Origin of the sequence: Thiobacillus sp. 65-1402, assembly GCF_001897685.1 — a bacterium.
Taxonomy (GTDB): domain Bacteria; phylum Pseudomonadota; class Gammaproteobacteria; order Burkholderiales; family Thiobacillaceae; genus Thiobacillus.
The window spans coordinates 1-15,207 of the sequence record NZ_MKUG01000018.1 but is presented as its reverse complement, the minus strand read 5'-3'; the positions used below and the strand labels follow the sequence as shown (position 1 = coordinate 15,207).

The window sequence follows — 15,207 nt, the reverse complement described above, 5'->3', positions numbered from 1 at the left end:
CACCAGCGCAACAAAGGCGGCCACGCCGGCAGTGATGAGATGCTGGTATTCCCTGATGAGGGCTTCATTGCCGCCCAGGAAATAACCGAACAGCGTGAGGATGAGCGACCACAGTCCGGCGCCGAGGCAGGTGTAGAGCGCGAACGCGCCGGGGTTCATGCGGGTGAGTCCGGCCGGAATGGAGATCAGATGGCGGATGCCGGGAATCAGGCGGCCGGTGAAGGTCGAGACCGCGCCGTGCTTCAGGAAGAAGGCATCGGTCTTGTGCAGCAGTGCAGGCCGCACGAAGAAATAACGTCCCCAGCGTTCGAGGAAGGGCCGTCCCACCCACATCGCCACCACATAGTTGAACGACGCCCCGACCAGGCTGCCGACGGTGGAGGCGAGCACGATCAGCCAGAAATTCATTTCTCCCTGGTGCGCCAGATAGCCCGCAGGGATCAGCACCAGTTCGCTCGGCACCGGCAGCACCGTCGATTCCAGTGCCATCAGGAAAAAAATTCCGGTATAGCCCCAGCCGTGGACGGTGGCGAGGATCCAGGCGATGAAGTCGTGCAGCATGTCAGGAAGGCAGGTTCACGTTGCAAGACTCAGGAGGCAAGGGGGAAGCGCGCCTCCTTGCATCTTGGATCTTGTGTCTCGTATCTCAAACAACCGCCTCTTCCTTCTTCTCCACCGGCTTGATGAAGTGCTCGCGCTTGACGCCGAACATCAGCAGCAGGGGGCTGGCGACCAGGTTCGACGAGTAGATGCCGAACATGATGCCGATGGTAAGCGCGAGCGCGAAGTTGTGCAGCGCCTCGCCGCCGAAGAAGAACATCGACAGCACCATGAGCTGGGTCGAGCCGTGGGTGATGATGGTGCGGCTCATGGTGCGGGTGATGGCGTCGTCGATGATGTACGGGATGGTGGCGCCGCGCATCTTGCGGATGTTTTCGCGGATGCGGTCGAACACCACCACCGATTCGTTGACCGAGTAGCCGAGAACCGCCAGCACGCCGGCCAGCACGGTCAGCGTGAACTCCCACTGGAAGAAAGCGAACATGCCGAGGATGATGACGATGTCGTGCATGTTGCCGAGCATGCCCGCCACCGCGAAGCGCCATTCGAAGCGGATTGCCAGGTAGGCCATGATGCCGAAGGCGACCAGCAGCAGCGCCAGCGCACCGCTGTCGTAAAGTTCCTTGCCGACCTGCGGGCCGACGAAATCGACGCGCTTCAGTTCGATCGTGGCATCGACCGCCTGCAAGGCGGCCATCACGCGGTTGCTGGTCTCTGCGGCGTTGGCTTCGCCTTTGTTGGGCAGGCGGATCAGCACGTCGTGGCTGGTGCCGAAGTTCTGCACCGAGATTTCGGGCAGGCCGGTCTTTTCCAGCGCCGTACGGATCACATGCAGATCGGCTGGCTGGTCGGTACGCACCTCGATCACGGTGCCGCCGGTGAAATCGACACCCAGGTTGAGACCGCGGTCCCACAGTGCCCACACCGCGAACAGGAAGGTGAGCAGCGAAATCGCCGTCGTCGCCTTCCCCCAGCTCATGAAGGGGATGGTTTTCTTGAACGGGAAAAATTCCAGCATGGCGTAATCCTTAGATCGAGATTTTCGTCAGCCGTGCCTGGCGGCCATAGATAAGATTCACCATGGCGCGCGACACGGTAACGGCGCTGAACATGGAAGTGAGGATGCCCAGACACAGCACCACGGCGAAGCCGCGCACCGGGCCGGAGCCGAGCCAGAACAGCGCAATGCCGGCGATCATCGTGGTGAGGTTGGAGTCGAGAATGGTGGCCCAGGCGCGCTCGTAGCCGGCGTGGATCGCCGCCTGCGGGGTGAGGCCGGCACGGATCTCCTCGCGGATGCGCTCGTTGATCAGAACGTTGGCGTCGATCGCCATGCCGAGCGTGAGCGCGATCGCCGCCATGCCGGGCAGGGTGAGCGTGGCCTGCATCATGGAGAGCAGCGCGATCAGCAGCAGGGCGTTGATGGCCAGCGCGACCGACGAGATCAGGCCGAACACGCGGTAGTAGATGACCATGAAGCTGACGACCGCGAGGAAGCCCCAGATGTTGGAGTGGAAGCCCTTATTGATGTTCTCGGCGCCCATGCTGGGGCCGACGGTGCGTTCTTCCACGATCTGCATCGGCGCGGCGAGGGCGCCGGCGCGCAGCAGCAGGGCGACATCGGAGGCTTCCTGCGCGGTTTCCATGCCGGTGATCTGCACCCGGCCGCCGCCGATTTCCTCGCGGATCACCGGCGAGGTGATCGCCTCGGCACGGCCTTTTTCGATCAGCAGGATGGCCATGCGCTTGCCGACGTTCTCGCGCGTCACGTCCTTGAAGACGCGTGCACCCTTGCCGTCCAGGTTGATGTGCACCGCGGCCTGGCCGCTCTGGCTGTCGAAGCCCGGCGAGGCATCGGTGATCGAGTCGCCGGTCAGCACCACGTCCTTCTTCACCGCGATATTGCCGCCTTCGCGGCTGGCCACGATGTCGTCGCCGAACGGTGCCTGTCCCTGACTGACGGCAAGCGGGTCGGCCTGCTCGTCGACCATGCGGATTTCCAGGGTGGCGGTGCGGCCGAGAATGTCCTTCGCCTTGGCGGTGTCCTGCACGCCGGGCAGTTGCACCACGACGCGGCTGGCGCCCTGCTGCTGGATGACGGGTTCGGCCACGCCGAGTTCGTTGACGCGGTTTCTGAGCGTGGTGATGTTCTGCTGCAGGGCGAATTCCTGCACCTTGGTCTGGGCTTCCGGTTTCAGGCGCGCGGTCAGGGTGAAGCCTTCGGCCTGATCTTCGGGGCTGAAGGCGAGCTCGGCGAACACCGAGCCCAGCTTGTTGGCGGCCGCATCGCGCTGGTCGCGGGTCGCGAAGTGCACGGTAACGGCATTGCCTGTGCGGCTGATGCGCCCATAGCGGATCTTGTCGCCGCGCAGCTCGGTGCGGAAATCGTTCTGGTAACGGATGGCCGCTTTTTCCAGCGCGGCCTTCATGTCGACTTCGAGCAGGAAGTGCACCCCGCCGCGCAAGTCGAGGCCGAGATACATGGGCAGCGCATGAATCGACGACAGCCAGCCCGGCGAGGCCGACACCAGGTTGAGCGCCACGGTGTAGCGTTCGCCCAGGCTGTTTTGCAGCACGTCCTTGGCCTTGATCTGCACGTCGGTGTTGGCAAGGCGCACCTTGATGCTGTTGCCCGCCAGCTCCACCGCACTGTAGGCCACCTGGGCCGCCTTCAGCGCGGATTCCACCTGCCCCAGCAGCGCGGTGTCGACCTTTTCGCTGGTGCGCACCGGCGAGACCTGTACCGCAGGCACTTCGCCGAAGAAGTTGGGCAGGGTGTAAAGGAATGCAACCACCAGCGTGATGCCGATGAGCACATATTTCCAGAGCGGGAAGCGGTTCATTGTTAGGGGCTAGGAGTTAGGAGTTAGGGACTAGGGAATTAGGAGGACCGCAGGACTGGATCTCGCATGCATGAGGCAGCAAAACCCTAGTCCCTAGTTCCTATTCCCTAGCAGTCACAGGCCCTTGATCGTGCCCTTGGGCAGCAGGGTCTGCACCGACTGCTTCTGCACGTGGGTAATCACGCCGTCGGCGATTTCCAGCGACACGTAGTTGTCGCCGATCTTGGCAACCTTGCCAAGCTGGCCGCTGGCGGTGATGACTTCGTCGCCCTTGGCCAGTTCGGTCAGCATTTTCTTCTGCTCCTTGGCGCGCTTCATCTGCGGGCGGATGAGCATGAACCAGAACAGGATGAAGATGATGATCAGCGGCAGAAAGTCGGCGATGCCGGGGGTGGCCGATGCGGCGGTTTGCGCGTGGGCAAGTGAAATCATGGGTGAAGCTCCAAATTAAGGGCGGTTTGCTGAAAAACCCGGCGATTCTACCATCCGCGTGTTTGCATCTCGTGAAACTGCGCCGTGAAGTCGGCAAAGCGCCCGGCCTCGATGGCGGCGCGCATCCCGGCCATCAGCCGGTGGTAGTAATGCAGGTTGTGGATCGTGGCCAGCCGTGCGCCCAATATCTCGTTGGCGCGGATCAGATGGTGCACGTAGGCGCGGCTGAAATGGGTGCAGGTGTGGCAGTCGCACTCGTCGTCGATCGGCGCGGTGTCGGTTTTCCAGCGCGCGTTGCGGATGCGCATTTCGCCGCGCCGGGTGAACAGGATGCCGTGGCGCGCGTTGCGGGTCGGCAGCACGCAGTCGAACTGGTCGATCCCCTGGCCGACCGCGAACACCAGATCCGATGGCGTGCCGACGCCCATCAGGTAGCGCGGCTTGCCGGCCGGCAGCTGCGGCGCGGTGTGGGCGAGGATGCGCGCCATATCGTCCTTGGGTTCGCCGACCGAGAGGCCGCCGATGGCGTAGCCGTCGAAGTCCATGCCGATCAGCTCGCGTGCCGACTCGTCGCGCAAATCCTCGTACATGCCGCCCTGCACGATGCCATACAGCGCGTTGGGGTTGCCGGCGTGCGCTGCTTTCGAGCGCGCCGCCCAGCGCAGCGAGAGCCGCATCGAGTCGGCGGCCTCGCGCTCGGTGGCGGGATAGGGCGTGCATTCGTCGAAAATCATCACGATGTCGGAGTTCAGCGTGCGCTGGATCTGCATCGAGATTTCCGGGGTGAGAAACAGCTTGTCGCCGTTGATCGGCGAGGCGAATTTCACCCCTTCTTCGGTGATCTTCCGCAGCTTGCCGAGGCTGAACACCTGGAACCCGCCCGAATCGGTGAGGATCGGCTTGTCCCAGCCCATGAAGCGGTGCAGCCCGCCGAAGCGTTCGATCACCTCCAGGCCGGGGCGCAGCCACAGGTGAAAGGTGTTGGAGAGCACCATTTCGAAGCCGGTTTCGGTAAGCTCGGCTGGCGCCATTGCCTTCACCGTGCCGTAGGTGCCCACCGGCATGAACACGGGCGTCTGCACGGTGCCGTGCGCGAGGTGGAGCTGGCCGCGGCGCGCGCCGCCGTCGGTGGCGAGGAGATCGAATTTCATGCGAGAGGGTGTTTTTCCAGGCTGTTCTTTTCCAAAAACATCGCGTCGCCGTAGCTGAAGAAGCGGTAGTGCTCCCTGACGGCATGGGCGTAGGCCGCGCGGATGGCGTCCAGCCCGGCAAACGCGGAGACCAGCATCAGCAGCGTGGATTTGGGAAGGTGAAAGTTGGTGATGAGCGCGTCGACCACCCGGAAGCGATAACCCGGGGTGATGAAGATGTCGGTTTCGCCGGAGCCGGCGTGCAGCTTGCCCGCTTGTGCCGCGGCTTCCAGCGCGCGCAGGCTGGTGGTGCCCACCGCCACCACGCGGCCGCCGCGGGCGCGCGTTGCGGCAATCGCCGCCACCGCCGCGTCCGGGATCGTGTAACGCTCGCTGTGCATCTTGTGGTCGGCAATGGCGTCCACCCGCACCGGCTGGAAGGTGCCGGCGCCCACGTGCAGCGTTACCTGCGTCGTGCAGACCCCCTGTGCGCGCAAGGCATCCAGCATGGCCGCATCGAAATGCAGTCCGGCGGTGGGGGCCGCCACCGCGCCGGGTGCGTTCGCGTACACGGTCTGGTAGCGCGCCTCGTCGTCGGCCGTCGGCGCATGTTCGATGTAGGGCGGCAGCGGCAACTGGCCGAGCTGGTCCAGCACCTCCAGCACCGGGCGCGAAAAGCGCAGCCGGGTCAGGTCGTCCTGCCGCGCCAGCACCTCCAGCGTCACGTCATCGGCGAGGCGAATCCGCGACCCCGGCCTGGGCGCGTGGCTGGCCCGGATGAAAGCCAGTGCGTCGTGTTCATCCAGCACCCGCTCCACCAGCAGCTCGACCTTGCCTCCGCTTTCCTTTTGGCCGAACAGCCGCGCCTTGATCACGCGCGTATCGTTCATCACCAGCAGGTCGTCGCGGCGCAGCAGGGCAGGCAAATCGCAAAACCGGCGGTCGTGCAGCGTGCCGGATGCCTCGACGTGCAGCAGCCGGCTGCCGCCGCGTACCGCGGGCGGAAACTGCGCAATCAGGTCGGAAGGCAGGTCGAAATCGAAATCGGCAACATGCATGGGGCGCGATTATAGCCGTCGCCTTGCGGGGGCGCGCCCGATTCGGCGATAATGCGCGGCTTCTGTCGCCGGCCGCATCCGCGTTCGGCTTCCCTGCCGGGATGGCGGAATCGGTAGACGCAGCGGATTCAAAATCCGCCGCTGGTAACAGTGTGGGGGTTCGAGTCCCCCTCCCGGCACCAATCAATTTCCCTCGTTGAATCCTGGCCTCGCCATTTTGGAGGCCGAGTCTTGCGCGCCCTGTTTTTTCCGCACCATTTAGGTGCATTTCCGCCCGCATATTGTTTGGTGGCGCAAATTGGGTGCGGGTTTGACGCGGCTTCATGGCTTTGTCATCAGCGCCTCACGGGTTTTTCCTATAGTTCCGAGTGACGGACGCAACCGTGGGTGCCTATGGCACAGGCGTTGCTTGATAGCGTTGAGCGTCGTGCAGACAGGGGAGGCAGCATGTCTTCAGCAGTTCGGGTGGTGCGGAACGAGGGCGGCGGGCCGGGGGTATTGCACCGGCCTGTGTGTCGCGTGTTGCAGGCGCATCACGCGCAGATGGCAACAGTGCATATGCGCGATCTGTTCGCGGCCGATCCGGCGCGCTTCGAGCGGTTTTCGCTGCGGGTGGGCGAGTTGTTGCTGGACTACTCGAAGAATCGCATCACCGGCGACACCATGAGCTTGCTGGAGCGGTTGGCCGAAGAGGCGGATGTGGCGGGCTGGCGCGAGCGCATGTTTGCGGGCGACAAGATCAACCACACGGAAAACCGCGCGGTGTTGCACGTGGCTTTGCGCAACCGCGGCAATCGCCCGGTGAGGGTCGACGGCGAGGATGTGATGCCCAAGGTGAACGCGGTCATCGAGCGCATGGGAGCGTTTGCCGAGCAGGTGAGGAGCGGCGAGTGGCGCGGCTACACCGGCGAGCGGATGACCGACGTGGTGAACGTCGGCATTGGCGGTTCCGACCTGGGGCCGCAGATGGTGGTTCAGGCGCTGAAGCCGTATCGCCATCCGCGCCTGAAGATGCACTTCATTTCCAATGTCGACGGCGCGCATGTGAAGGAAGCGCTGGAAGCGCTGAATCCGGAGACGACGCTGTTCATCGTGTCGTCGAAAACCTTCGCCACCCAGGAAACGATGACCAATGCGCACTATGCGCGCGAGTGGTTCCTGGCGCAGTCGCAGGCGACCAGGCATATCGCGCGGCATTTTGTGGCGGTCTCCGCCAACCGCGATGCGGTGGCGGCATTCGGCATCGATCCGGCCCACATGTTCGAATTCTGGGACTGGGTGGGCGGACGCTATTCGCTATGGTCGGCGATCGGACTGTCGATCGTGCTGGCGGTGGGCGCGGAATGCTTCGCCGAACTGCTGGAAGGCGCGCACGAGATGGACGAGCATTTTCGCCATGCGCCGCTGGCGCAGAACATGCCGGTGATCCTGGCGCTGCTGGGGATCTGGTACAACAACTTTTTTGGCGCCGAGTCGCACGCGATCCTGCCGTATGACCACTATCTGCGCAGCCTGCCGGCGTACCTGGAACAGGCCGACATGGAAAGCAACGGCAAGTCGGTGGACCGCGACGGCAAGGTGGTGGACTACGCCACCGGCTCCATCATCTGGGGCGCCAGCGGCATCAACGGACAGCATGCGTTCTATCAGTTGCTGCATCAGGGAACCAAGATGATCCCGGCCGATTTCATCGTCTCGGTCGAGTCGCACACCGAACTGCAGGCGCACCACGATATCCTCATCGCCAATTTCCTGGCGCAGACCGAAGCGCTGATGCGCGGCCGCACGCGCGAGGAGACCCAGCTTGAAATGGGGGCGCTTGAAGGAGGGGTGGCGCAGACCGGCCAGTTCGTGCAGCACAGGGTGTTCGACGGCAACCATCCGAGCAATGCGCTGCTGCTGCAGAAGCTGACCCCGCACACGCTCGGCATGCTGATCGCGCTGTACGAGCACAAGATTTTCGTGCAGGGGGTGATCTGGAACCTGAATTCCTACGACCAGTGGGGGGTGGAACTCGGCAAGCAGCTCGCCAGCCGCATCCTGCCCGAGCTGCATGCCGCCGCGCCGGTGGGCGGGCACGACGCCTCGACCAACGCGCTCATCAATTACTACCGCCGCATGAGCCGGCCGCGCGCTGGCTTATAGTTCGAGCATGGAGTTGATCGCGGGCGATATCGGGGGAACCAAAAGCTGGCTGGCCTGGGTGGCCGGCGAAGCGGGCGGCGTGCCGCGCCTGCGCTTCGAGAAGGTGTATGCCAGCGCCGATTTCGTTTCGGCGGATGCGCTGTTGCGCCAGTTCGTGGCCGAGGCGCAGTCGGCCGCCCCGCCGAACGCCCTGATCCTGGCGCTGCCCGGGCCGCTGCATGCGCAGCGCGTCAAGCTCACCAATCTGGACTGGACGCTCGATGCGGCCGACATGGCGGCCTCGCTGGGGATTGCCGGCGTGCGCTTCATCAACGATTTCCAGGCAGCCGCGGCAGGCGTGGCGACGCTGGCCGCATCCGACGTGATCGCGCTCAACCCCCGGCCGGCCGATCCCGGCGGCGTGCGCGCCATCACCGGCGCCGGCACCGGCATGGGGCTGGCCTTCATGGTGGCCGATCCCGGCGGACGCTATCGGAGCTTCGCCAGCGAAGGCGGGCACACCGACTTCGCGCCGGGCAACGCGCTGCAGGCGCGGCTGCTCGAGCGCCTGCGCGCCGAATATGGCCATGTGTCGTGGGAGCGCGTCGTGTCAGGCTCGGCGATGAACGACCTGTACCGTTTCTGCCGTGCCGAGCGGGGCCTCGCGCTGCCCGGCGAAGCGGTGGACGGCGCCGCGCTCGTCGCGCGTGCCGGGGCGGGCGACGCGGCTGCCGCGGCCGCTCTCGACCTGTTCGTCGATCTGTATGGGGCCTGGGTCGGCAATGTGGCGCTGCAGTACCAGCCGCGCGGCGGGCTGTATATCGCCGGTGGCGTGTCCCGGCACCTGCGGTCACACCTGCAGTCGCCGCGTTTCATGGCCGCGGCCGCCGACAAGGGACGGCTGCGCGGGGTGGTCGAGCGCATGCCGGTTTTTCTGATCGTCCAGCCGCGGCTGGGGGTGCAGGGCGCGATTGCAACGGCGTTTGCGCCGCCCTGAATCCAGGGCCGACGATTCACTCTTGATTCCAACCGGGCTGCAACAAGGAGCGGAGATGACGATTTCAAAAGACGAGCAGGAGCGGCTCTATCGCTATTACACCGAGCCGAAGACGGTGACCAGCCTCACGCGCAGGACGCTGGCGCTGGTGCTGGCGGGCGGCGAGGGCTCGCGGCTGAAGCATCTGACCGCCTGGCGCGCCAAGCCCGCGGTGCCGATCGGCGGCAAGTACCGCATCATCGATTTTCCGCTGTCGAACTGCGTCAACTCGGGCATCCGCCGCATCGGCGTGCTGACGCAATACAAATCGCATTCGCTGATCCGTCACCTGCAACGCGCCTGGGGCTTCATGCGCGCCGAGATCGGCGAGTTCGTGGAAATCCTGCCGGCGCAGCAGCGCACCCACAAGAAGGAGTGGTATCAAGGCACCGCCGATGCGCTGTTCCAGAACATCGATATCGTGCAGCGCCATCACCCCGAGTATGTGCTGGTGCTGGGCGGCGATCATGTCTACACCATGGATTACTCGGCGATGCTGCTGCACCACGTGCAGACCGGTGCCGACTTCACCGTCGGCAGCATCGAGGTGCCGGTGGCCGAGGCAAGTTCGTTCGGCGTGATGTCGGTCGACGAAAAAATGCGTATCACCCATTTCGCCGAGAAGCCTGCGAATCCTGACTGCATTCCCGGCAAGCCGGGCACCGCGCTGGTGTCGACGGGCATCTACGTCTTCTCCAAGGATTTCCTCTACAAGACCCTGGTCGAGGACGCCGGCAACCCCCGTTCCTCGCACGATTTCGGCAAGGACATCATTCCGGCCAGCATCGCATCCGCACGCGCGATAGCGTTTCCTTTCCGCAAGCAGGACGGCCAGCCCGCCTACTGGCGCGATGTCGGCACGCTGCATTCCTACTGGCAAACCAACATGGAGCTGTGCTCGATCGAGCCCGAGCTCAACCTGTACAACCGTGACTGGCCGATCTGGACCTACCAGCCGCAATTTCCGCCCGCCAAGTTCATTTTCGACGACGAGGGCCGGCGCGGCGAGGCGATCGACTCGCTGATCGCGGGCGGCTGCATCCTGTCGGGCGCGCGGGTCAAGCGCTCGGTGCTGTTCTTCGCCACCACGGTGGAAAACTGCAGCCTGATCAAGGACAGCGTGATCCTGCCCAAGGTCAACATCGGCAGAAACTGCCGCATCAGCCGCGCCATCATCGACAAGGGCACGGTCATTCCCGACGGCACGGTGATCGGCGAAGACCTGGCCGAGGATGCCAAACGCTTTCATGTGACGGATGAAGGCATCGTGCTGGTGACCCCCGCCATGCTCGGGCAGAACCTGTATGCCAGGTGGCAGGACGAATTCGATGGCTGAACCGCTCAATGTGGTGCTGTGCTGGCACATGCACCAGCCGTATTACCGCGAAGGCCTCAAGGGCGCCTATCGCCTGCCCTGGGTGTACCTGCACGGCATCAAGGATTACAGCGACATGGCCGCGCACCTGGAGCGGCATCCGCGGATGCGCGCGGTGGTCAACTTTGCGCCGGTGCTGCTGGAGCAGCTCGACGATTATGCGCAGCAGCTCGATGCGCTGCTGCAGCACGGCAAGCCCGCCCGCGACCCGATGCTGAATCTGCTCGCCGGCATCGAGCGGATTCCGGCGGATGCAGCCCGCCGCCTGCGCATCGTGCAGGATTGCCAGCGCTGCCATGCGCCGCGCATGATCCACCCGTATCCCGCATTCCATTCCCTGCTGCGCATGGTCAACGTCACCGATGAAACCGGAGCCGGCAGCGCCGGCCTGCCGTTGCACCTGGCGTATCTGTCCGAGCAGTATTTCCTCGATTTGCTGACCTGGTATCACCTTGCCTGGCTGGGGCACTCGCTCAAACAATTGCCGCTCGCGCAGCGGCTGCTGGCGCAGGAAAGGAACTTCTCCGCCGCCGATCGCCATGCGCTGCTGCACTTGATGCAGGAGTGCATGGCAGGGCTGATTCCGCGTTACCGCGCGCTCGCCGAGCGCGGCCAGATCGAATTGTCGATGACGCCTTACGGCCACCCCATCGTGCCGCTGCTGAACGACTTCGCCAACCTGCGCGATGCCCTGCCCGACGCGCCCGCTCCCGAGGCCGCCAACTATCCGGGCGGCGCCGAGCGCGCGCGCTGGCATCTGCGGCATGGTGTCGAGGTGTTCGAGCGCTACTTCGGCAGGAAGCCGGTGGGGGTGTGGCTGTCCGAAGGCGGCATCAGTGAGGATGCGCTGGCCCAGCTCGATGAAATGGGCTTTGCCTGGACCGCCTCGGGCGAGGGCGTATGGCGCAACAGCTGCGTCAAATCGGGTTTTCCGGAAAGCGATATACATACCAAGCGCGCGCTGTTCTCGCCCGCGCAGATCGACGGCTTCGCTACGCGGGTGTTTTTTCGCGACGACGGCCTGTCGGACCTGATCGGCTTCAAGTACGGCGACTGGCACGCCGACGATGCGGTGGGCGACTTCGTCCAGCATCTGGAAAACATCGCCCGTTTTTTCGGCGAGGACGCGAACCGGCACGTGGTCTCGGTCATTCTCGACGGCGAGAACGCCTGGGAGTACTACCCCGACAACGGCCACCATTTTCTCGATGCGCTCTACTTGGCGCTGTCGGGCCACCCTGCGCTCAATGTCGGCACCTTTTCCGGGCAGGCCACGCAAGCCGCCGTCACGTCGCTGAAGCGGCTGGCGGCGGGCAGCTGGGTATATGGCAGCTTCTCGACCTGGATCGGCTCGGAAGACAAGAATCGCGGCTGGGATCTCCTGGCGATGGCGAAGCGCGACTATGACCGTGCCGTCGAAGGCGGCGGCCTGTCCGCCGCGCAACTGCAGCAGGCGACGCAGCAACTGGCGGTATGCGAAGGTTCCGACTGGTTCTGGTGGTTCGGCGACTACAACCCGGCCAGCAGCGTCAGCGATTTCGAACAGCTGTACCGGGACCAGGTGCGCGAACTGTATCGGCTGATCGGCGTGGCGCCGCCGATCCAGCTCGACGTGCCGCTGTCGCAGGGCCGCGGCAGCGCCGAGAATGCCGGCACCATGCGCAGGAATACCTGATGCGGTTCGACACCCGCCGCGCCGGCCTGCTGCTGCATCCGACCTCGCTGCCGTCGGGCACGCTGGCCGAGGTCGACCGCTGGCTGGACTTTCTGCAGGCAGTGGGGATCGGCGTGTGGCAGATGTTGCCGCTGGGCCTGCCGCTGGGCGGGCTGTCGCCTTACCAGTGCGCATCGGCATTTGCGGTCAACCCCGGCCTGTTTTCCACCGCGCCGGCCGACATGCACGGCTTTATGGACTGGCGCAACCGGCAGGCGCATTGGCTGGTGGACTTTGCGCGCTTCATGGTCATCAAGGCGGAGCAGGGCGGCGCCCGCTGGACCGACTGGCCGCTTGCGCTGCGCGACCGCGACGCGCAGGCGCTGGCCGCGTTCGATGTCAGCCATGCCGACAAGCTGAATGCGGTGATGGTCGAGCAGTATCGCGTGGCCTTCCACGGGCAGCGCATCCGCGCACAAGCGGCGGCGCGCGGCATCCAGCTGTTCGGCGACATGCCGATTTTCGTCGCCCACGACAGCGCCGACGTGTGGGCGCAGCGCGGCCTGTTCAGGCTGGACGACGCGGGCCACCCTACGGTGGTGACGGGCGTGCCGCCGGATTATTTCTGCGCGAGCGGGCAGCGCTGGGGCAATCCGCACTACAACTGGGCGGCGATGCAGGCCGACGGCTTTGCCTGGTGGCGGGCGCGGCTGCGCGCGCACTTCGAGTGGTTCGACCTGCTGCGCATCGACCATTTCCGCGGCCTGGCTGCGGCCTGGGAGATCCCGGCGGACGAGCCCACCGCGGTCCACGGCGAGTGGGTGGCGGCGCCCGGAGCGGAACTGTTGCAGGCGATCGCCGACGAGATGGGCGAGCTGTCCCTGGTGGCCGAAGATCTCGGCGTCATCACGCCGGATGTCACCGCGTTGCGCCACCGGTTTGGCCTGCCCGGCATGGCTGTGATGCAATTCGCGTTCGACGACCATGCCGACAATCCGCACAAGCCGGAAAACGTGCATCCCGACACCGTGTACTACACCGGCACCCACGACAACGACACTACGCTGGGCTGGTGGCGCACGCTGCCCGACGAGGCGCGCCGGCAGGTGATGCGGCAACTGGATGTCAATGATCCCGACGCGGTGCCGGCGGCGATGATCGCCACGGTGCTGGAAAGCCGCGCCGCGCTGGCGGTGCTGCCGCTGCAGGACGTGCTGCGGCTCGACAGCGACGCACGCATGAACACGCCCGGCACCGACAATGGCAACTGGACCTGGCGGTTCGTATGGGATGCGCTGACGCCGGAGCTGGCATCCCGCTTGCTGCGACAATTACAGAAAACCCGCCGATGCGAGATCCCGCCCCGCCCATGAACACCGCTCGAACCACCCCGCCAAGCGCCAGCCTGCCCGCAGTCAGTCCGCCCATCGCGCGTGTGCAGAGCGGCACGCACCACGATCCGTTCGAGGTGCTGGGGGTGCACCCGCAGCCCGGCGGCGGCACCCTGATCCGCACCTTCATGCCGGCCGCGGAGGCCGTCGAGGTGGCCGGCGGCCGCATGTCGCGGGTGAGCGGTACCGACTGTTTCGAGCGCCTGCTGCCGCCCGGCGCCGTGGTCGAGCCGCATCCGTCGCTGCGCTGGCAGGACAAGGGCGCGGGCAATTGGCATACCGCGCAATGCCCTTACAGCTTCGCGCCGCAACTGGGCGAGATGGACTTGCATCTGCTGGGCGAGGGGCGGCATTTCGAGGCCTGGAAAGTGCTCGGTGCGCGCCTGAAAACCGTCGATGGCGTCGCCGGCTGCCTGTTCGCCGTGTGGGCGCCGGCGGTGCAGCGGGTCAGCGTGATCGGCGATTTCAACGACTGGGACGGCCGCCGCCACCCGATGCGCTGCCGCGGCACGTCCGGCATGTGGGAATTGTTCGTCCCCGGCCTGACGGCCGGCCACGCCTACAAATACGAAATCCTCGGCAGCCACGGCCAGCTGGTGAGGAAAACCGACCCCTATGCGCGGCAGATGTTCCTGCGCCCGGAAACCACCAGCTGCGTGCCGGATGACGCACCTCATGCCTGGGGCGACGCCGCGTGGATCGAGGCGCGCGCGCATTTCGACTGGCAGCACCGGCCGATCAGCATCTACGAACTGCACCCCGGTTCCTGGCGGCGCCACGCCGATGGCGGCTATTACGGCTGGGACGAACTCGCCGCCGAGCTGATTCCCTACGTGCAGGACCTCGGCTATACCCATATCGAACTGATGCCGGTGGCCGAACATCCGCTCGACGCTTCCTGGGGCTACCAGGTGTCGGGCTATTACGCGCCGACCGCGCGCTTCGGCTCGCCGGACGATTTCCGCGGCTTCGTCGACGCCTGCCACCAGGCCGGCATCGGCGTGCTGCTCGACTGGGTGCCGGCGCATTTTCCCAAGGACGACTGGGCGCTGGCACGCTTCACCGGCGGGCCGCTGTACGAGCATGCCGACCCGCGCCGCGGCGAGCACCGGGACTGGGGCACGCTGATTTTCGATTTCGGCCGCAACGAGGTGCGCAACTTCCTGGTGGCCAACGCGCTTTACTGGATCGAGGAGTTCCATATCGACGGCCTGCGCGTCGACGCGGTGGCGTCCATGCTCTATCTCGACTATTCGCGCCAACCCGGCGAATGGCTGCCGAACCGGTACGGTGGGCGCGAGAACCTCGAAGCCGTCCACTTCCTGCGCGAGATGAACACCGAGGTGCACGGCCGCTTCCCCGGCGTGCTCACCATCGCCGAGGAATCGACCGCCTGGCCGGCGGTTTCGCGCCCGGTCGAACTCGGCGGCCTGGGCTTCTCGATGAAGTGGAACATGGGCTGGATGAACGACAGCCTCGACTACATCGAGAAGGAGCCCGTCTACCGCAAGTACCAGCACAACCAGCTGACCTTCAGCCAGATGTACGCATGGAGCGAGAACTTCGTGCTGCCGCTGTCGCACGACGAAGTGGTGCACATGAA

Annotated in this window: 12 protein-coding genes and 1 tRNA gene; 7 read left to right on the top strand and 6 right to left on the bottom strand. The window is 65.2% G+C overall.

Annotated elements, in window-relative coordinates:
• The 6 genes from BGO62_RS01830 to queA form a co-directional block, all read right to left on the bottom strand.
• On the bottom strand, positions 1-561 hold a 561-nt coding region (locus BGO62_RS01830), incomplete at its 3' end, for a DedA family protein (protein WP_296638872.1).
• Between the two features lie 85 nt (positions 562-646).
• Positions 647-1,579, bottom strand: a complete 933-nt coding sequence (secF, locus tag BGO62_RS01825) for a protein translocase subunit SecF (RefSeq protein WP_296638871.1) — start codon at positions 1,577-1,579, stop codon at positions 647-649.
• Between the two features lie 10 nt (positions 1,580-1,589).
• A complete protein-coding gene (gene secD / locus BGO62_RS01820) occupies positions 1,590-3,404 on the bottom strand; it encodes a protein translocase subunit SecD (RefSeq protein WP_296638870.1) in 1,815 nt (604 codons plus the stop codon).
• 114 nt (positions 3,405-3,518) lie between these two features.
• On the bottom strand, positions 3,519-3,836 hold the full coding sequence (gene yajC, locus BGO62_RS01815; RefSeq protein WP_296638869.1) for a preprotein translocase subunit YajC: 318 nt from the start codon (positions 3,834-3,836) through the stop codon (positions 3,519-3,521).
• Between the two features lie 47 nt (positions 3,837-3,883).
• The gene (gene tgt / locus BGO62_RS01810; RefSeq protein ID WP_296638868.1) at positions 3,884-4,987 is read right to left on the bottom strand and encodes a tRNA guanosine(34) transglycosylase Tgt; all 1,104 of its coding nucleotides are present in this window, start codon (positions 4,985-4,987) and stop codon (positions 3,884-3,886) included.
• The gene (queA, locus tag BGO62_RS01805; protein ID WP_296638867.1) at positions 4,984-6,024 is read right to left on the bottom strand and encodes a tRNA preQ1(34) S-adenosylmethionine ribosyltransferase-isomerase QueA; all 1,041 of its coding nucleotides are present in this window, start codon (positions 6,022-6,024) and stop codon (positions 4,984-4,986) included. Before queA ends, tgt begins: the two co-directional genes overlap by 4 nt.
• A 95-nt stretch (positions 6,025-6,119) precedes the next feature.
• Here queA and BGO62_RS01800 point away from each other — a divergent pair.
• From BGO62_RS01800 to glgB, 7 genes are all read left to right on the top strand, one after another.
• Positions 6,120-6,206, top strand: a tRNA-Leu gene (locus BGO62_RS01800).
• 265 nt (positions 6,207-6,471) lie between these two features.
• Positions 6,472-8,169 (top strand): glucose-6-phosphate isomerase, encoded by a 1,698-nt coding sequence (pgi, locus tag BGO62_RS01795; protein WP_296638866.1) that lies wholly within the window; start codon positions 6,472-6,474, stop codon positions 8,167-8,169.
• Positions 8,170-8,176: 7 nt separating this feature from the next.
• The gene (gene glk / locus BGO62_RS01790) at positions 8,177-9,145 is read left to right on the top strand and encodes a glucokinase (protein ID WP_296638865.1); all 969 of its coding nucleotides are present in this window, start codon (positions 8,177-8,179) and stop codon (positions 9,143-9,145) included.
• Between the two features lie 55 nt (positions 9,146-9,200).
• Positions 9,201-10,520: a glucose-1-phosphate adenylyltransferase gene (glgC, locus tag BGO62_RS01785; protein ID WP_296638864.1), complete on the top strand. Its 1,320-nt coding sequence runs from the start codon at positions 9,201-9,203 to the stop codon at positions 10,518-10,520.
• Positions 10,513-12,234: a glycoside hydrolase family 57 protein gene (locus tag BGO62_RS01780; RefSeq protein ID WP_296638863.1), complete on the top strand. Its 1,722-nt coding sequence runs from the start codon at positions 10,513-10,515 to the stop codon at positions 12,232-12,234. Before glgC ends, BGO62_RS01780 begins: the two co-directional genes overlap by 8 nt.
• On the top strand, positions 12,234-13,586 hold the full coding sequence (malQ, locus tag BGO62_RS01775) for a 4-alpha-glucanotransferase (protein WP_296638862.1): 1,353 nt from the start codon (positions 12,234-12,236) through the stop codon (positions 13,584-13,586). The genes BGO62_RS01780 and malQ overlap by 1 nt, the downstream gene beginning before the upstream one ends.
• The coding region (glgB, locus tag BGO62_RS01770; protein WP_296638861.1) for a 1,4-alpha-glucan branching protein GlgB at positions 13,583-15,207 on the top strand (1,625 nt) is incomplete at its 3' end. The genes malQ and glgB, both read left to right, overlap by 4 nt.